This window comes from Ruegeria sp. F12 (genome assembly GCF_056533885.1).
In genome coordinates, this window is record NZ_JBQFOV010000008.1 from 1 (window position 1) to 15011 (window position 15011).

Annotated in this window: 26 protein-coding genes; all 26 read left to right on the plus strand. The window is 55.6% G+C overall.

Annotated features, from left to right (window positions below; translation table 11 throughout):
- Positions 1-348: 348 nt before the first annotated feature.
- The 26 genes from ACR0CA_RS12085 to rpmD all read left to right on the plus strand — a co-directional run bounded on the left by ACR0CA_RS12085 (position 349) and on the right by rpmD (position 14994).
- Entirely contained in the window at positions 349-528 is a 180-nt protein-coding gene (locus ACR0CA_RS12085) for a hypothetical protein (RefSeq protein WP_353394420.1), read from the plus strand.
- 379 nt (positions 529-907) lie between these two features.
- Complete coding sequence (gene rpsJ, locus ACR0CA_RS12090; RefSeq protein ID WP_008756422.1) at positions 908-1222, plus strand: 30S ribosomal protein S10; 315 nt, start codon at positions 908-910, stop codon at positions 1220-1222.
- 18 nt (positions 1223-1240) lie between these two features.
- Positions 1241-1966, plus strand: coding sequence for a 50S ribosomal protein L3 (rplC, locus tag ACR0CA_RS12095; protein ID WP_170515968.1), 726 nt, complete (start codon positions 1241-1243; stop codon positions 1964-1966).
- Positions 1963-2580, plus strand: a complete 618-nt coding sequence (gene rplD, locus ACR0CA_RS12100) for a 50S ribosomal protein L4 (protein WP_068340788.1) — start codon at positions 1963-1965, stop codon at positions 2578-2580. Before rplC ends, rplD begins: the two co-directional genes overlap by 4 nt.
- The gene (locus ACR0CA_RS12105; protein ID WP_008757532.1) at positions 2577-2873 is read left to right on the plus strand and encodes a 50S ribosomal protein L23; all 297 of its coding nucleotides are present in this window, start codon (positions 2577-2579) and stop codon (positions 2871-2873) included. The genes rplD and ACR0CA_RS12105 overlap by 4 nt, the downstream gene beginning before the upstream one ends.
- Complete coding sequence (locus ACR0CA_RS12110; protein ID WP_480899253.1) at positions 2870-3502, plus strand: hypothetical protein; 633 nt, start codon at positions 2870-2872, stop codon at positions 3500-3502. Before ACR0CA_RS12105 ends, ACR0CA_RS12110 begins: the two co-directional genes overlap by 4 nt.
- Before the next feature lie 388 nt (positions 3503-3890).
- On the plus strand, positions 3891-5393 hold the full coding sequence (locus ACR0CA_RS12115; RefSeq protein ID WP_480899255.1) for a P-loop ATPase, Sll1717 family: 1503 nt from the start codon (positions 3891-3893) through the stop codon (positions 5391-5393).
- A gap of 202 nt (positions 5394-5595) precedes the next feature.
- Complete coding sequence (rplB, locus tag ACR0CA_RS12120; RefSeq protein ID WP_170356688.1) at positions 5596-6438, plus strand: 50S ribosomal protein L2; 843 nt, start codon at positions 5596-5598, stop codon at positions 6436-6438.
- 3 nt (positions 6439-6441) lie between these two features.
- On the plus strand, positions 6442-6720 hold the full coding sequence (gene rpsS, locus ACR0CA_RS12125; RefSeq protein WP_005980699.1) for a 30S ribosomal protein S19: 279 nt from the start codon (positions 6442-6444) through the stop codon (positions 6718-6720).
- A 3-nt stretch (positions 6721-6723) separates the two neighbouring features.
- Positions 6724-7104, plus strand: a complete 381-nt coding sequence (rplV, locus tag ACR0CA_RS12130; protein ID WP_039538267.1) for a 50S ribosomal protein L22 — start codon at positions 6724-6726, stop codon at positions 7102-7104.
- The gene (gene rpsC, locus ACR0CA_RS12135) at positions 7104-7814 is read left to right on the plus strand and encodes a 30S ribosomal protein S3 (protein ID WP_008758042.1); all 711 of its coding nucleotides are present in this window, start codon (positions 7104-7106) and stop codon (positions 7812-7814) included. Before rplV ends, rpsC begins: the two co-directional genes overlap by 1 nt.
- A 12-nt stretch (positions 7815-7826) precedes the next feature.
- Positions 7827-8240, plus strand: coding sequence for a 50S ribosomal protein L16 (rplP, locus tag ACR0CA_RS12140; protein ID WP_058283513.1), 414 nt, complete (start codon positions 7827-7829; stop codon positions 8238-8240).
- A 153-nt stretch (positions 8241-8393) separates the two neighbouring features.
- On the plus strand, positions 8394-8942 hold the full coding sequence (locus ACR0CA_RS12145; RefSeq protein WP_170787755.1) for an amino acid synthesis family protein: 549 nt from the start codon (positions 8394-8396) through the stop codon (positions 8940-8942).
- Between the two features lie 40 nt (positions 8943-8982).
- A complete protein-coding gene (locus ACR0CA_RS12150) occupies positions 8983-9603 on the plus strand; it encodes a 2OG-Fe(II) oxygenase family protein (RefSeq protein ID WP_170773620.1) in 621 nt (206 codons plus the stop codon).
- A 59-nt stretch (positions 9604-9662) separates the two neighbouring features.
- Positions 9663-10526, plus strand: a complete 864-nt coding sequence (locus ACR0CA_RS12155) for a glycosyltransferase family 92 protein (protein ID WP_480899425.1) — start codon at positions 9663-9665, stop codon at positions 10524-10526.
- A gap of 185 nt (positions 10527-10711) precedes the next feature.
- A complete protein-coding gene (gene rpmC / locus ACR0CA_RS12160; RefSeq protein WP_010437082.1) occupies positions 10712-10918 on the plus strand; it encodes a 50S ribosomal protein L29 in 207 nt (68 codons plus the stop codon).
- 4 nt (positions 10919-10922) lie between these two features.
- Positions 10923-11153, plus strand: a complete 231-nt coding sequence (gene rpsQ, locus ACR0CA_RS12165) for a 30S ribosomal protein S17 (protein ID WP_152459158.1) — start codon at positions 10923-10925, stop codon at positions 11151-11153.
- A 76-nt stretch (positions 11154-11229) separates the two neighbouring features.
- Positions 11230-11598, plus strand: coding sequence for a 50S ribosomal protein L14 (rplN, locus tag ACR0CA_RS12170; RefSeq protein ID WP_008757934.1), 369 nt, complete (start codon positions 11230-11232; stop codon positions 11596-11598).
- Between the two features lie 2 nt (positions 11599-11600).
- On the plus strand, positions 11601-11912 hold the full coding sequence (gene rplX / locus ACR0CA_RS12175) for a 50S ribosomal protein L24 (protein WP_170356681.1): 312 nt from the start codon (positions 11601-11603) through the stop codon (positions 11910-11912).
- On the plus strand, positions 11905-12465 hold the full coding sequence (gene rplE / locus ACR0CA_RS12180; RefSeq protein ID WP_170574985.1) for a 50S ribosomal protein L5: 561 nt from the start codon (positions 11905-11907) through the stop codon (positions 12463-12465). Before rplX ends, rplE begins: the two co-directional genes overlap by 8 nt.
- 19 nt (positions 12466-12484) lie before the next feature.
- Positions 12485-12790, plus strand: coding sequence for a 30S ribosomal protein S14 (rpsN, locus tag ACR0CA_RS12185; RefSeq protein ID WP_068340744.1), 306 nt, complete (start codon positions 12485-12487; stop codon positions 12788-12790).
- Between the two features lie 13 nt (positions 12791-12803).
- Positions 12804-13196: a 30S ribosomal protein S8 gene (gene rpsH, locus ACR0CA_RS12190; protein ID WP_068340741.1), complete on the plus strand. Its 393-nt coding sequence runs from the start codon at positions 12804-12806 to the stop codon at positions 13194-13196.
- An 11-nt stretch (positions 13197-13207) separates the two neighbouring features.
- Positions 13208-13741 carry a 50S ribosomal protein L6 gene (gene rplF, locus ACR0CA_RS12195; RefSeq protein WP_170456135.1) on the plus strand — a complete coding sequence of 178 codons (534 nt, stop codon included), beginning with the start codon at positions 13208-13210 and terminating at the stop codon, positions 13739-13741.
- An 11-nt stretch (positions 13742-13752) separates the two neighbouring features.
- Entirely contained in the window at positions 13753-14112 is a 360-nt protein-coding gene (gene rplR / locus ACR0CA_RS12200) for a 50S ribosomal protein L18 (RefSeq protein ID WP_170356678.1), read from the plus strand.
- A 116-nt stretch (positions 14113-14228) separates the two neighbouring features.
- The gene (gene rpsE / locus ACR0CA_RS12205) at positions 14229-14792 is read left to right on the plus strand and encodes a 30S ribosomal protein S5 (protein WP_170356677.1); all 564 of its coding nucleotides are present in this window, start codon (positions 14229-14231) and stop codon (positions 14790-14792) included.
- Between the two features lie 13 nt (positions 14793-14805).
- Positions 14806-14994: a 50S ribosomal protein L30 gene (rpmD, locus tag ACR0CA_RS12210; RefSeq protein ID WP_074736195.1), complete on the plus strand. Its 189-nt coding sequence runs from the start codon at positions 14806-14808 to the stop codon at positions 14992-14994.
- The last annotated feature ends 17 nt before the right edge of the window (positions 14995-15011 follow it).

Here is a 15011-nt window from a genome sequence, read left to right on the forward strand (position 1 = left end):
CGAAGGCGGCCGCACCGTCGGCGCCGGCGTTGTGTCGAAAATCACTGAGTAATCGGTGAAGGTGCTGAGATTATTCGTCGAATAATCTCGGTCCTAAACGTTGAACAAAAGAAGGCCGTTCCACATGGGGCGGCCTTTTTCGTTTTTGGCGAGGCATTTCCGAGGTGAATCTGAATGTGTTCGAAGGGAGCAAACGCTTGGAATGCCCGCCGTCGCCCAAGAACTGAACCGGATTGAGGCTTCTTAATCCTACGTCCACCTCACGGAAAGACAGGAAACCCACATGTGAAATGAAACAAAAAGTGGGGCGCGTATCTAGCGAACCGCTGAAGTAAGCAGGAGGAAATCATGTTTGGTTTTGAATTCTTGAACTATGGAACGCAAATCCTTCACAGCAAGGATTTGGAGGACATGCGCGCCGCCATACTTGGAGGCGACGATCAGGAAATCGAACGTGATAACAGCGACTTTTGCCGCGAGCGTAAGCGGTTCAAAGTCACGCTTGCGGAGTTGCCTAACAGAGCCTGACGCGTAAACGCGCGGCCAAAATAACTACCGTCAAGCTTCGTGCTAGTCGTTGCGTGGGGTGAGATCCATCAAGTGTCATTTTGGTTTTCTTAGGCTCAATGATTGTCGCGCGCAGGCTGTTTAGCTCATTCGTAGTCCTGCTGCGCACTATCGTTGCGAAGTTCAATCTAAAGACTGGTTTTTGGCGCCGGCTCCTGTCGCCCTTTTAGGTCCAACAAGGCCAACAAACCCCTTGCCAAACCCCACCAACCCAACTAATACGCGCGAGTTCTCGATAAGAACGTCAAGGCGGGGTGATTCCCGCCTTTTGGGTTCGAAGAGGGTTGGCGATGCGCGTCTGTCCTCCTCTCAACCTCAACGCCTAAAAAAGGCTGTTAATATGCAAAGCCAAAACATCCGTATTCGGCTGAAGGCATTTGACTATCGCGTTCTGGATGCCAGCACGCAAGAGATCGTCAACACTGCCAAGCGGACCGGCGCGAACGTGCGCGGCCCGATCCCGCTGCCGAACAAGATTGAGAAGTTCACGGTTCTCCGTGGCCCTCACGTTGACAAGAAATCCCGCGACCAGTTCGAGATCCGTACGCACAAGCGTCTGCTCGACATCGTTGATCCGACCCCCCAGACCGTTGACGCGCTGATGAAGCTCGACCTCGCTGCTGGTGTGGACGTCGAGATCAAGCTGCAGTCGTAAGATCGGAGGGTATAGATTATGCGCTCTGGTATTATCGCAAAAAAAGTTGGCATGACCCGCCTGTTCATGGAAGACGGCAAGCAGATCCCTGTGACCGTTCTTCACCTGGACAACTTGCAGGTTGTTGCCCAGCGTACCGCTGACAAAGACGGCTACACCGCCGTTCAGCTGGGTGCTGGTGCTGCCAAGGCAAAACGCACCTCGAAAGCCATGCGCGGTCACTATGCTGCTGCAAAGGTCGAGCCCAAGCGTAAGCTGGCCGAGTTCCGCGTCTCCGAAGACGGCCTGATCGATGTGGGTGCCGAGATTTCGGCAGAACACTTCCTGGAAGGTCAGAAAGTTGACGTTTCGGGCACCTCGATCGGTAAAGGCTTTGCCGGTGCGATGAAGCGTTGGAACTTTGGTGGTCTGCGCGCCTCGCACGGTGTTTCGATCAGCCACCGTTCGCACGGTTCGACCGGTCAGTGTCAGGACCCGGGCAAGGTTTTCAAAGGCAAGAAGATGGCCGGTCACATGGGTGCTGCCCGTGTAACCACCCAGAACCTGGAAGTCGTCAAAACCGACGCCGACCGTGGTCTGGTCTTCATCAAAGGCGCCGTTCCCGGACCGAAATCGGGTTGGGTTACCGTTAAGGACGCCGTGAAGAAGAAAGCACCGGAAGGTCTGCCTTTCCCGGCTGCTGTGAAATCGGCTGCAACCGAAGCACCTGCGGAAGAAGCTCCCGCGGAAGGTGGTGAAGCATGAAACTTGATGTAATCAAACTGGACGGCGGCAAAGCCGGCGACATCGAGCTGAACGCCGATCTGTTCGGCCTGGAGCCGCGCGCGGACATTCTGCACCGTGTGGTCCGTTGGCAGCGCAACAACGCGCAGGCCGGCACCCACAAGGTCAAGACCCGCTCGGAAACCAGCTACTCGACCAAGAAGATCTATCGCCAGAAGGGCACCGGTGGCGCACGCCATGGTGACCGTAACGCACCGATCTTCCGCAAGGGTGGTATCTACAAGGGCCCGACCCCGCGTTCGCACGGCCACGACCTGCCGAAGAAGTTCCGCAAGCTTGGCCTGCGCCACGCTCTGTCGGCCAAAGCCAAGGCTGGTGAACTGGTTGTGATCGAAAACGCCGAAGCCGAAGGCAAGACCGCTGCTCTGGCCAAACAGGTTGCAAACCTGGGCTGGAAACGCGCTCTGGTCATCGACGGCGCGACCGTGAACGAAGGGTTCCTGAAAGCGTCCAAGAACATCGAAGGTCTGGATATCCTGCCGTCGATGGGCGCAAACGTCTATGACATCCTCAAGCGTGACACTCTGGTGCTCACCAAAGCGGCTGTCGAAGCACTGGAGGCTCGTCTGAAATGAGCGCGAAGGCAGAACACTACGACGTGATCCGCAAGCCGATCATCACCGAGAAGTCGACCATGGCGTCCGAAAACGGCGCGGTTGTCTTTGAAGTGGCGATCGACAGCAACAAGCCGCAGATCAAAGAGGCCGTTGAGGCGCTGTTTGGTGTGAAGGTCAAAGCGGTGAACACCACCGTGACCAAAGGCAAGGTCAAGCGGTTCCGCGGCCAGCTGGGCCGTCGGAAAGACGTCAAGAAAGCATATGTTACCCTGGAAGAGGGCAACACAATCGACGTGAGCACCGGTCTTTGATCCGACGCTTACTGCGACTATTCGCGGCCTCGGCGGTTCAACCCGCCGGGGCCGATTTCGTTTCAGACCCTGAAACTGTGCGTGCGCAGGTGCTGGAGCAGATGCGGGCGTTCAGCGGCGAGCCCTATTTCCAGATCGCTGATGAAAAGCTGGGGCTGCTCTCGGTTTTCGATGATCTGAAATATGACCGGGCGGATGTGGACATGATCTCTCCGGCGATGCGCAAACATGTGGTCGGCAAGCTCGGCCCGCTGGGGTTCCGCCAGACCTCCGGTACGGTGTTGGAGCACGCCGAGGCTGATATGCGTGTCCACATCCCCAAGTTCCACGCCCTTGGCGCGTCGCCCTTCGACATCGCGCGCTATACCGACAAACGCCCGCAGGACTACTGCCTGCTGACGCCCACGCAGGTGGCCTGTCAGTACGTGGATCACTATGAGTTGGACGAGGCGGTGCAGCGGATCGAGGCGTTGATTGCGAAGCACCCGATCAACCTGCTCAAACTGGCGGATTATCTGGAAGGCAAACCCAAACACCGCGCCTTCCGCGAGGTGCTGGGGCATATCAAGCTTAAGCAGAGGGTCGCGGTGGAGTCCGAGCCGCTGTGCCGCAGGCGGTCCCTCGGGTAAGGTCGCAAGCCGCGCCAGCGACGACCCGTGGGATGGCGCTGTCACGCCTGATCAGTGCGCTTTATGGTGCCAAATACATCCGAACTCATAGTGAGGCGCAAACGTCCCCAAAGCGCCAGCCCGCCGGGACGGGCAGTCGCTGGCACGGCGGCCTTCGGCCTTGTCCCGCGCTGGGTTCGGTAAGTGGGCCGACTTCTAAAAGCATACGTGGATCTGAAAAAGTGTGACAAAATCGATGTGTCCACCGGTCTCTGATCGAAGGCGTCTTTGGAAAGCGCCAAAGGCCCCCGCGAACGCGGGTTTTTTGTTGCTGCACTCAACGTTAGGTTCTTGTTCTGCTTTAGATTGTGCTCTACTTGGAGAGAAAGTCCCCAGATTTGGCAGTAAGATGACTGATACGATTTCGTTTGAAGAGTTTTGCAAAGGTTTTGGTTTCGAGGTGTACCCGTTCAATTCGTTCACAGCGGAAGATGAGCAAAAAAAACAACCAGAACTCTTCATTTCCACTAAGCTATACAGTCCATTATTTGAGGCATATGAAGCCGGTCGAACCATGCTTCTAAGTGGGGATCGAGGAACAGGAAAAACCGCTATCACTTACGATTTCAAACGTAGATCAAAAGATACCTGGCTGATTTGTTCAATCGACGACTTCTCTGGCCTTGAAAAGGAGTACAATGAGGTTGAGCTGTATAACTTCGTTTTGAAGCAGCTTGTGAATACGTTTTTTCAAGACATTGCTACGTTTGGGAAGGCCAATAGGAGCCTCTCCGAAGATGAACGGATTCTGCTAACCTACTACTATCTGCACTTTGCTGGCGACGCGACACGTGGGTTGGCCCAGAGAGCTGCTAAGAACATTCAACTACCAAAGTGGAAGCTTCTGGGTCTTAAGATATACAACGCCATTCGCAATCCACTGAATTTGGCAGCTAACGTTGGCGTGAGTTTGCTTGCGGACGTTGTCGCGAAGGCAACGAGTGCTTCGGTTCCGTCTGCTATTACTTCTAAGGTGTCGGAGTATTTCCCTGAAATTGCTGCTGGCGTGGAAGCTGATTTACCTAGGTCAGAGGATACGCTTGAGGCATTAAGAAGGTTCGCCACTCTAATAGGCAAAGTTGGCTATGATCGTATCGTCATTATTTTCGATAAAGTTGACGAGGACCCGCGTTTGGAAAACGCGGGGGAAGAAATAGCTGACTTCATATTGCCTATTTTGAACAACAACAAATTTTTGTTGGATGACCGCTTTCAAGTCGTGATGTCTTTGTGGGTTGTTCCGCTCAATTTCATTCGTGACAAAGTTAGGACGCAGAAGGTTCATAGTCCAGAAGTGCATTGGGACTACGATGATTTGACAAGAGCTTTCAACAAGAGGGTCGAAGTGTTTTCAAGCCAAGCGGCCATCAATTTCGACACTGCTTTTGAGGAGGACGTGGCAAGCGAGAAGCGCCGTGAAGTGCTATCCTTGAGCAACAAAAATCCGCGGGATTTATGGCACTTAATGAACGCGATCTTCAGAGCTCAATATGACCTTGATGCAAGCAAAACTAAAATTTCGAATGATGCAGTTGATCGCGGAATGTCGAGTTTCGTGCAGAACTTTAACTTTTATGAGTACTATCCCCGCAAAGCGAATGCCCGCGCCAATTCGATGGATGTTTATGCGTTCATCAAACATTTATTGAAGCTGGATGATGTAAAATTCACAAGAAACAAACTCAATGAAAAGGCGGGTACCGGTAGTTCGACGCAGAACTACACTGTTGGAATGCAGAACCTTGGGTTGATTTCGATAGAAGACAGTGAGCAGGGGCAGATTAACTATCGTATCCGCGATCCAAAGGTCAGCTACGCAATCTCAAACAAAGTGGAGATTTCTAAGGACTAGCATCCAAGAGATTTCCCAGTATTCCCTATAGACACCCACCCCCAACCCTGTTACACGCTCCCAATCTTGTGGCCTCGGATTCGTTCCGGGGCCTCTGATATTTGTAACCGGGGACCTTCGGGGCCCTATACCCTTGGCACCTACGGGGGCCTATCACATAGCAGGGAAACCCCCTGCACTTGCTAAACGGAAGACAGAAAGCATGGCACTCAAGTCGTACAAGCCGACGACGCCGGGCCAGCGCGGGCTGGTGCTGATCGACCGTTCGGAGCTTTGGAAAGGACGTCCGGTCAAGTCTCTCACTGAGGGTTTGACCAAATCGGGCGGCCGGAACAACACCGGACGGATCACTTCACGCCGCCGCGGCGGTGGCGCAAAGCGTCTCTACCGGATCGTTGACTTCAAACGGAACAAATTTGATGTCGCGGCAACCGTCGAGCGGATCGAATATGACCCGAACCGGACCGCATTCATCGCACTGGTAAAATACGAAGACGGTGAGCAGGCATATATCCTGGCTCCGCAGCGTCTGGCTGTTGGTGACAAAGTCATCGCGTCGGCAAAAGCCGACATCAAGCCGGGCAACGCAATGCCGTTCTCGGGCATGCCCATTGGTACCATCGTCCACAACATCGAGATGAAGCCTGGCAAAGGCGGTCAGATCGCACGTGCAGCCGGTACATACGCTCAGTTCGTTGGTCGCGATGGCGGCTACGCTCAGATCCGTCTGAGCTCGGGCGAGCTGCGCATGGTCCGTCAGGAATGCATGGCTACCGTTGGTGCCGTGTCCAACCCTGACAACTCGAACCAGAACCTCGGTAAAGCCGGTCGTATGCGCCACAAGGGCGTGCGTCCGTCGGTTCGTGGTGTTGCAATGAACCCGATCGATCACCCGCACGGTGGTGGTGAAGGTCGTACCTCGGGTGGCCGTACGCCGGTTACACCTTGGGGTAAGGACACCAAGGGTAAGCGTACCCGCAACAAGAACAAAGCGTCCCAGAAGCTGATCATCCGCTCGCGGCACGCCAAGAAGAAGGGACGTTAATCCATGTCTCGCTCTGTTTGGAAGGGTCCTTTCGTCGATGCTTACGTGCTGAAAAAAGCCGAAGCAGCGCGCGAGTCGGGCCGCAACGAAGTCATCAAAATCTGGTCGCGTCGTTCCACCATTCTGCCCCAGTTCGTGGGTCTGACATTTGGTGTGTACAACGGCCAGAAACATATCCCCGTCAACGTCTCGGAAGACATGATCGGTCAGAAGTTCGGTGAATACTCGCCGACCCGTACCTATTATGGCCACGCCGCAGACAAAAAAGCGAAGCGGAAGTAAGTCATGGGCAAGGAAAAGAACCCCCGCCGGGTGGCTGAAAACGAAGCAATGGCGAAAACCCGCATGCTTCGCACCAGCCCGCAGAAACTGAACCTGGTTGCGCAAATGATCCGCGGCAAGAAAGTTGAGAAGGCTCTGACCGACCTGACTTTCAGCAACAAGCGTGTCGCGCAGGACGTCAAGAAGTGCCTGCAGTCCGCAATCGCGAATGCCGAAAACAACCACAACCTGGACGTTGACGAGCTGATCGTCGCCGAAGCATGGGTTGGCAAGAACCTGGTCATGAAGCGCGGTCGTCCGCGTGCCCGTGGCCGTTTCGGCAAGATCATGAAGCCGTTCTCGGAGATCACCATCAAGGTGCGTCAAGTTGAGGAGCAAGCCTAATGGGTCATAAAGTAAATCCGATCGGCATGCGCCTGCAGGTCAACCGCACCTGGGACAGCCGCTGGTACGCCGACACCAAGGACTACGGTGATCTTCTGCTGGAAGACCTCAAGATCCGTGAGTTCATCAACAAAGAGTGCAAGCAGGCCGGTGTTGCCCGTGTGATCATCGAACGTCCGCACAAAAAGTGCCGCGTTACGATCCACACCGCACGTCCCGGTGTCATCATCGGCAAGAAAGGTGCAGACATCGAAGTTCTGCGCAAAAAGCTTGCGCGTATGACCGACAGCGAACTGCACCTGAACATCGTCGAAGTGCGCAAGCCCGAGCTTGACGCGCAGCTGGTTGCCGAGTCCATCGCTCAGCAGCTGGAACGTCGTGTTTCGTTCCGTCGTGCAATGAAACGGTCAGTTCAGAATGCCATGCGCATGGGCGCCCTGGGTATCCGGGTGAACGTAGCTGGTCGTCTGGGCGGCGCTGAAATCGCACGGACCGAGTGGTACCGCGAAGGCCGCGTGCCTCTGCACACCCTGCGTGCCGACATCGATTACGCACATGCCGAAGCGATGACCCCCTATGGGATCATCGGGATCAAGGTCTGGATCTTCAAAGGTGAGATCATGGAGCACGATCCGCAGGCACGTGACCGTAAAGCACAGGAACTCCAGGACGGCCCTGCACCTCGTGGTGCTGGTGGCGGTCGTCGCTAAGGAGGGAAAGATATGCTTCAACCAAAGCGTACTAAATTCCGCAAGATGCACAAAGGCCGGATCAAGGGTCTCGCCAAAGGCGGTTCTGATCTGAACTTTGGCACCTACGGCCTGAAAGCTCTTGAGCCTGAGCGTGTAACTGCACGCCAGATCGAAGCTGCACGTCGTGCCATGACGCGTCACATGAAGCGTCAGGGTCGTGTCTGGATCCGCATCTTCCCCGACACTCCGGTCACGGCCAAGCCGATCGAAGTTCGTATGGGTAAAGGTAAAGGTTCGGTCGACCGCTGGGCCTGCAAGGTCAAGCCTGGCCGCGTGATGTTCGAGATCGACGGCGTTAATGACGACATCGCGCGTGAGGCCCTGCGCCTGGCCGCGATGAAGCTGCCGATCAAGACTCGCGTCGTGGTTCGCGAAGACTGGTAAGCGATCAGGGGGCAACCCCGTTCGTGACAAGATTGACCCCCGTCGGGAAGCCGGCGGGGGTTTTCTGTTGCGCTTGTGAAGTTAAGGGCCGCAAAAACCGTCGACCTCTTCCTATCGCGCCCCTAGGCTGCCCGGTAGAAATGGGAGGGCCCTATGGTTCAGCTGCGCAAAAAGATGTTCATCAAGGAAATCATAACCACCGATCAGTTGGGCCAGCCCTGTGATCCGATAAGCCGGGTTGCAGCTCTGGCGGTGTTCATGAACCCTCTGGCTGGACGGTTCTCGGATGACCTTTCAGAGTTGTTTGAGATTGGTGCGCTTCTTGGCCCGGACCTCGCATCCGAAGCGATATCCCAACTGGACGGTGCGCCGGTATCCTACGGTAAGGCAGCGATCATCGGCGTGAACGGCGATCTTGAACAGGGCGGGGCGGTGATCCACCCCAAACTCGGTGCTCCCATGCGCGCGGCGGCGGGCGGAGGCGAGGCGGTTATCCCCTCGAATGCCAAATTAGGCGCGCCGGGTTGCGCGATTGATCTGCCACTGGGGCATAAAGATAACCCGTGGTCGTTCGACCATTTCGACACTATGACGCTGAACATTCCAGACGCGCCGAAACCGGATGAGATCGTACTGTGCCTCGCCTATGCTGATGGCGGCCGCCCAATTCCCCGCTGTGGCAAAGGACCCGTCAAAAGCTAATCGACTGGCCTTGTAGAAAACACTGCGGTATGCCCGGCCCATGGCACAGATTGAATCACTCTTCGTAACCCGTCTCTACCGCGCGTCTCTTTCCGAGTTCGATCCGAAGATCGACGCTCAGGAATTGGAAAGCTCTTGCCTTGTTATCGCCGAGGATGATGAGGCGGGGCAGGAATGGTGCGAAGAGAACGGCTATCCCGGCTATACCAGTTATGCTTCGCTGACCGACCTGCCGTGGCGGTTCCCGATTTTCGCCGATCTGGTCGCTGCCTTGGATCAGCACGTCGCCGCTTTTGCCAAGGATTTGGAGTTCGATCTGGGTGAGGGCGCGTTGAAGCTGGAAGACCTGTGGATCAACATCCTGCCCGAGGGCGGAATGCATTCCAGCCACCTGCACCCGCACAGCGTAATCTCGGGCACGACCTATGTGGCGATGCCCGAGGGGGCGAGTGCGTTGAAGCTGGAGGATCCCCGCTCGGGTCGCATGATGGCTGCGCCGACGCGCGTTAAAGGCGGGCGGAGGGATTTGCAGCCGTTCATCTATATGAAGCCGCAGGTGGGGGACGTGCTGCTGTGGGAAAGCTGGCTGCGCCACGAGGTGCCGATGAACATGGCCGAGGATGAGCGGATCAGTGTCAGCTTTAACTACAAGTGGGAGTGATGACAGTTACCTCAGGCGCGAGCATTTTTCATTAAACATCCAGATTGTACGTGATCAAGATGAGTTCGAGCACAATACTTCACAAACTCAACAATCTGTATCTTTGGGCCAGGTTCTGGAATCATAGGAGAAAGGTTCGTAGGAATGAGCTTGCCAAGGCTAAAACTCAGAACTCCAACAAGAACCGCCTTTGCGTACTTGGAACAGCAAAAAACGAGGCCTTGAATTTGGCCGAGTGGGTCGAGCACTACGCACAGCAGGGTGCCGACAAAGTATTTCTTATCGATAATGGAAGTACAGACAACTCGATGGAAGTAATTTCGAGCTTCCTAAGTTCTGGTTTCGTAGAAGTTGTCAGTCTCCCCCAAAAACACAAGCAAGTGGCTCACTATTGGAAGGCATTCCAAAAATTTCAGGTTCCGCAGTTGTTTGAGTGGATGTTGGTTGCTGACGTTGATGAGTTTTGGTTCTGCAAAGATGGGGCCAAGCTGGTTGATGCGTTAGAGCAATTTGACGATGTGGACGTTGTTTATGCGAACTGGACGGTCTTTGGTACTTCAGGTCACAAAGAACATCCCAACAGCTTGAGAAAAAATCTGGTCAAACGAAAACCCGGTTTGAGCCCACACAAATGGCGAAAGTACCTTGTGAGGACGTCAGTCCCGAAAAAACTAGGGGATATCGGGGTACACTATGTACGTGGCGCGGATTCATGCCGCACGATCTCTGACAACGAGACCTTCCAGATTAACCATTATCAGTTTCAAAGCCTACATTACTGGAAAAACGTTAAGTTGACTCGGGGAGACGCTGATAAATTCCACCAAGATCACAGTCGAAAACTCCAACATCTCATCGACTTTGATAAACTGTGCACGGAGTTGGACACGCAACTTGCAGATAGACTCCGATCGCTCGAATAGTAAAAGGGCTGGAAGATTGGAGTCTTTCAAACTTCCTCTTGCCACCCAACCCTCAAACCCTTATACGGCGGCATCTTGCGATCTCCCGGCGTTGTCGGGCGATTCGTATGTCTATCATTCATCCACCAGGTCAAAGGTGACCCGTGTACGGGGCCTTCTGGTGTTTTGAGCAAAGGAAAAAGGCGATGAACGCCCAAGAACTGCGTGACAAGACCCCGGACCAGCTCCGCGAGGAACTGGCCAACCTGAAGAAAGAAAGCTTTAACCTGCGCTTTCAACAGGCAACCGGTCAGCTGGAAAACACTGCTGGTATCAAAGCGGCCCGCCGCAACGCTGCCCGCGTCAAAACCATTCTGAACGAAAAGGCCGCTGCTGCGGCATCGGAGGAGTAATCCTATGCCCAAGCGTATCCTGTCCGGCGTGGTAACCAGCGACGCCAACGAGCAAACCGTAACCGTTTCGGTTGAGCGTCGTTTCAAGCACCCGCTGCTGCACAAAACCGTTCGTAAGTCCAAGAAATACCGGGCTCATGACGAAAAGAACGCCTTCAAGGTCGGTGACACAGTCCGCATCATCGAATGCGCGCCGAAATCGAAGACGAAACGTTGGGAAGTTCTGGAGGCGTAAGCCTCCGGGATTTTCCCATTTGTCGAAACCCTGGGGGATCTAATCAGACCAGCCCCCACAGGTCGGGAGAAACCACATGATCCAGATGCAGACCAATCTGGATGTCGCTGACAACTCCGGCGCACGCCGAGTTCAGTGCATCAAGGTCCTGGGTGGTTCCAAGCGTAAATACGCCTCCGTTGGTGACATCATTGTCGTCTCGGTGAAGGAAGCCATCCCGCGCGGCCGCGTAAAGAAAGGTGACGTCCGTAAGGCCGTCGTCGTACGCACCGCCAAGGAAGTCCGTCGCGAAGACGGCACCGCGATCCGTTTTGATCGCAACGCCGCCGTCATCCTGAACAACAACAACGAGCCAGTCGGTACCCGTATCTTTGGCCCCGTTGTTCGCGAACTGCGCGGCAAGAACTTCATGAAAATCATCTCGCTGGCTCCGGAGGTGCTGTAATCATGGCTGCTAAACTCCGCAAAGGCGACAAGGTCGTCGTGCTGGCCGGCAAGGACAAGGGCAAAGAGGGAACCATTTCCTCGGTTGACCCCAAAGCCGGTAAAGCTGTTGTCGAAGGCATCAACATTGCCATCCGTCACACCCGTCAGTCGCAAACTTCGCAAGGTGGTCGTCTGCCTCAGGCAAACCCGATCCAACTGTCGAACCTGGCGCTGCTGGACAAAAACGGCAAAGCAACCCGCGTTGGCTTCCGCATGGAAGGTGACAAGAAGGTGCGCTTCGCCAAGACCACAGGGGACGTGATCGATGCTTGATTCCGCAACCTACACCCCGCGTCTGAAAGCTCAGTACGCCGAAACCATCCGGGCCGCTCTGAAAGAAGAGTTCGGCTATAAGAACGACATGCAGCTGCCCAAGCTGGAGAAAATCGTTCTGAACATCGGTTGTGGTGCTGAGGCGGTCAAAGACTCGAAGAAAGCGAAAGCTGCTGTCGAAGATCTGACTGCGATTGCTGGTCAAAAGGCCGTTGCAACCAAGGCGAAGAAGTCGATCGCGGGTTTCCGCGTCCGTGAAGACATGCCGCTGGGCGCGAAAGTGACCCTGCGCGGTGACCGGATGTACGAATTCCTGGATCGTCTGATCACCATCGCGCTGCCGCGCGTTCGTGACTTCCGCGGTGTTAAGCCTTCTTTCGATGGTCAGGGCAACTTTGCCATGGGCATGAAAGAGCACATCGTGTTCCCGGAAATCGACTTCGACAAGGTCGACGAGGTCTGGGGCTTGGATATCGTAATTGCCACCACAGCGAAAACCGACGCTGAAGCAAAGAGCCTGTTGAAAGCTTTCAACATGCCCTTCAACGCTTAAGCGCCGCGAGGATTGAGACATGGCTAAAAAAGCAATGATCGAACGCGAAAAGAAGCGCGAACGCCTGGTGGCCAAATATGCCGCAAAGCGTGCCGAGCTGAAAGAAATCGCGAATGACGAGAGCCGCCCGATGGAAGAGCGTTTCAAAGCGCGTCTGAAACTGGCGAAACTGCCGCGCAACAGCTCGGCTACCCGTCTGCACAACCGTTGTCAGCTGACCGGTCGTCCCCACGCTTACTATCGTAAGCTGAAGGTCAGCCGTATCGCGCTGCGCGAGCTGGGCTCTGCTGGTCAGATCCCCGGCATGGTGAAATCGAGCTGGTAAGGGAGACATAGATATGAATGATCCTATCGGCGATATGCTCACCCGTATCCGCAACGCGCAAATGCGCGGCAAGTCCACCGTTTCCACCCCGGCTTCCAAGCTGCGTGGCTGGGTTCTGGACGTGCTGGCGGACGAAGGCTACATCCGTGGTTATGAAAAGACGACCGGTGAAAACGGTCATCCGGCCATCGAAATCAGCCTGAAATACTACGAAGGCACCCCTGTTATTCGCGAACTGAAGCGGGTTTCGAAACCCGGTCGTCGCGTCTACATGGGCGTCAATGACATCCCGCAGGTCCGTCAGGGTCTGGGCGTGTCGATTGTCAGCACTCCGAAAGGTGTGATGTCGGACGCAAACGCTCGCTCCAACAATGTTGGCGGCGAAGTGCTCTGCACCGTCTTCTAAGGAGGTCTGCAATGTCTCGTATTGGTAAAAAACCGGTCGAGCTGCCCAGCGGCGTTACCGCCTCTGTGTCCGGCCAGACCATCGAAGTGAAAGGTCCGAAAGGCACCCGCAGCTTCACCGCCACCGACGACGTTACACTGTCGGTTGAAGACAACGTGGTCAAGATCGACCCCCGTGGCATGTCCAAGCGTGCCCGCCAGCAGTGGGGCATGAGCCGCACCATGGTTGCCAACCTGGTAACCGGTGTGACGACTGGCTTCAAAAAAGAGCTGGAGATCCAGGGTGTTGGTTACCGGGCTCAGATGCAGGGCAACACCTTGAAGCTGAACCTGGGTTACAGCCACGATGTTGATTTCACTGCTCCGGAAGGTGTCACCATCACCGCGCCGAAGCAGACCGAAATCGTTGTGGAAGGTATCGACCAGCAGCAGGTGGGCGAAGTCGCGGCCAAAATCCGCGAATGGCGCCGTCCCGAGCCGTACAAAGGCAAGGGCATCCGCTACAAGGGCGAGTTCATCTTCCGCAAGGAAGGCAAGAAGAAGTAAGGACGCAGACAATGGCAAACAGCAAAAGAACCCTGTTTCTGAAGCGCCGCCTGCGCGTTCGGAACAAACTTCGCAAAGTCAACGCCGGCCGCGTACGCCTGTCGGTTCACCGTTCGAACAAGAACATCAGCGTTCAGCTGATCGACGACGTTCGTGGCGTGACCCTGGCCGCAGCCTCGACCCTGGAAAAAGATCTGGGTGTTGTTGGCAAGAACAACGTCGAAGCGGCCACCAAAGTGGGCGCGGCCATCGCCGAGCGTGCCAAGAAGGCAGGCGTCGAAGAGGCCTATTTCGATCGTGGTGGCTTCCTGTTCCACGGCAAGGTGAAGGCAGTTGCCGACGCCGCGCGTGAAGGTGGTCTGAAGATCTAAGACCTGCGGGCAGCTTGACGGCTGCCCCGATGATCCGGGGGCCCTGACGTTAGTCGGGGCTCACTTGGATTGAAGAAAACGGCGCCGGATGCGCCACATGAGAAAAGGGATGCCAAATGGCAGAACGTGAAAACCGTCGGGGCCGTGGCCGCGACCGTGAAGAAGCACCGGAATTTGCAGATCGTCTGGTCGCAATCAACCGCGTGTCGAAAACCGTAAAAGGTGGTAAGCGCTTTGGCTTCGCCGCTCTGGTGGTTGTCGGCGATCAGAAAGGCCGCGTCGGCTTTGGCAAAGGTAAAGCGAAAGAAGTACCTGAGGCCATCCGCAAGGCGACTGAGCAAGCCAAGCGTCAGATGATCCGCGTGCAACTGCGCGAAGGTCGTACTCTGCACCACGACATCGAGGGCCGTCACGGCGCTGGTAAGGTGGTTATGCGCACCGCACCTGAAGGTACTGGTATCATCGCCGGTGGTCCGATGCGTGCCGTGTTCGAAATGCTGGGCGTTAAGGACGTTGTGTCCAAGTCGCTGGGCTCGCAGAACCCGTACAACATGATCCGCGCCACCATCAACGGCCTGCAGAAAGAGCAGAGCCCGCGTTCGGTTGCCGCACGTCGTGGCAAAAAAGTTGCTGACATCCTGCCCAAGCGGGACGAAGCGCCGGCTGAAGCCGAAGCGTAAGGAGTAGCGTACCATGGCAAAAACCATCGTCGTCAAGCAGATCGGTTCCCCGATCCGCCGCCCCGCCGAACAGCGCGCAACCCTGATCGGTCTGGGCCTGAACAAGATGCACCGCACCCGTGAACTGGAGGATACACCTTCTGTCCGCGGCATGGTCAACAAGATCCCGCATCTGGTTGAGATCATTGAAGAGCGCGGCTAAGCGCGAGTTCTATCGAA

Coding starts and splice junctions, on each gene's coding strand:
- ACR0CA_RS12085 (WP_353394420.1), top strand. CDS start 349: ATGTTTGGTTTTGAATTCTTGAACTATGGAACGCAAATCCTTCACAGC.
- rpsJ (WP_008756422.1), top strand. CDS start 908: ATGCAAAGCCAAAACATCCGTATTCGGCTGAAGGCATTTGACTATCGC.
- rplC (WP_170515968.1), top strand. CDS start 1,241: ATGCGCTCTGGTATTATCGCAAAAAAAGTTGGCATGACCCGCCTGTTC.
- rplD (WP_068340788.1), top strand. CDS start 1,963: ATGAAACTTGATGTAATCAAACTGGACGGCGGCAAAGCCGGCGACATC.
- ACR0CA_RS12105 (WP_008757532.1), top strand. CDS start 2,577: ATGAGCGCGAAGGCAGAACACTACGACGTGATCCGCAAGCCGATCATC.
- ACR0CA_RS12115 (WP_480899255.1), top strand. CDS start 3,891: ATGACTGATACGATTTCGTTTGAAGAGTTTTGCAAAGGTTTTGGTTTC.
- rplB (WP_170356688.1), top strand. CDS start 5,596: ATGGCACTCAAGTCGTACAAGCCGACGACGCCGGGCCAGCGCGGGCTG.
- rpsS (WP_005980699.1), top strand. CDS start 6,442: ATGTCTCGCTCTGTTTGGAAGGGTCCTTTCGTCGATGCTTACGTGCTG.
- rplV (WP_039538267.1), top strand. CDS start 6,724: ATGGGCAAGGAAAAGAACCCCCGCCGGGTGGCTGAAAACGAAGCAATG.
- rpsC (WP_008758042.1), top strand. CDS start 7,104: ATGGGTCATAAAGTAAATCCGATCGGCATGCGCCTGCAGGTCAACCGC.
- rplP (WP_058283513.1), top strand. CDS start 7,827: ATGCTTCAACCAAAGCGTACTAAATTCCGCAAGATGCACAAAGGCCGG.
- ACR0CA_RS12145 (WP_170787755.1), top strand. CDS start 8,394: ATGGTTCAGCTGCGCAAAAAGATGTTCATCAAGGAAATCATAACCACC.
- ACR0CA_RS12150 (WP_170773620.1), top strand. CDS start 8,983: ATGGCACAGATTGAATCACTCTTCGTAACCCGTCTCTACCGCGCGTCT.
- ACR0CA_RS12155 (WP_480899425.1), top strand. CDS start 9,663: ATGAGTTCGAGCACAATACTTCACAAACTCAACAATCTGTATCTTTGG.
- rpmC (WP_010437082.1), top strand. CDS start 10,712: ATGAACGCCCAAGAACTGCGTGACAAGACCCCGGACCAGCTCCGCGAG.
- rpsQ (WP_152459158.1), top strand. CDS start 10,923: ATGCCCAAGCGTATCCTGTCCGGCGTGGTAACCAGCGACGCCAACGAG.
- rplN (WP_008757934.1), top strand. CDS start 11,230: ATGATCCAGATGCAGACCAATCTGGATGTCGCTGACAACTCCGGCGCA.
- rplX (WP_170356681.1), top strand. CDS start 11,601: ATGGCTGCTAAACTCCGCAAAGGCGACAAGGTCGTCGTGCTGGCCGGC.
- rplE (WP_170574985.1), top strand. CDS start 11,905: ATGCTTGATTCCGCAACCTACACCCCGCGTCTGAAAGCTCAGTACGCC.
- rpsN (WP_068340744.1), top strand. CDS start 12,485: ATGGCTAAAAAAGCAATGATCGAACGCGAAAAGAAGCGCGAACGCCTG.
- rpsH (WP_068340741.1), top strand. CDS start 12,804: ATGAATGATCCTATCGGCGATATGCTCACCCGTATCCGCAACGCGCAA.
- rplF (WP_170456135.1), top strand. CDS start 13,208: ATGTCTCGTATTGGTAAAAAACCGGTCGAGCTGCCCAGCGGCGTTACC.
- rplR (WP_170356678.1), top strand. CDS start 13,753: ATGGCAAACAGCAAAAGAACCCTGTTTCTGAAGCGCCGCCTGCGCGTT.
- rpsE (WP_170356677.1), top strand. CDS start 14,229: ATGGCAGAACGTGAAAACCGTCGGGGCCGTGGCCGCGACCGTGAAGAA.
- rpmD (WP_074736195.1), top strand. CDS start 14,806: ATGGCAAAAACCATCGTCGTCAAGCAGATCGGTTCCCCGATCCGCCGC.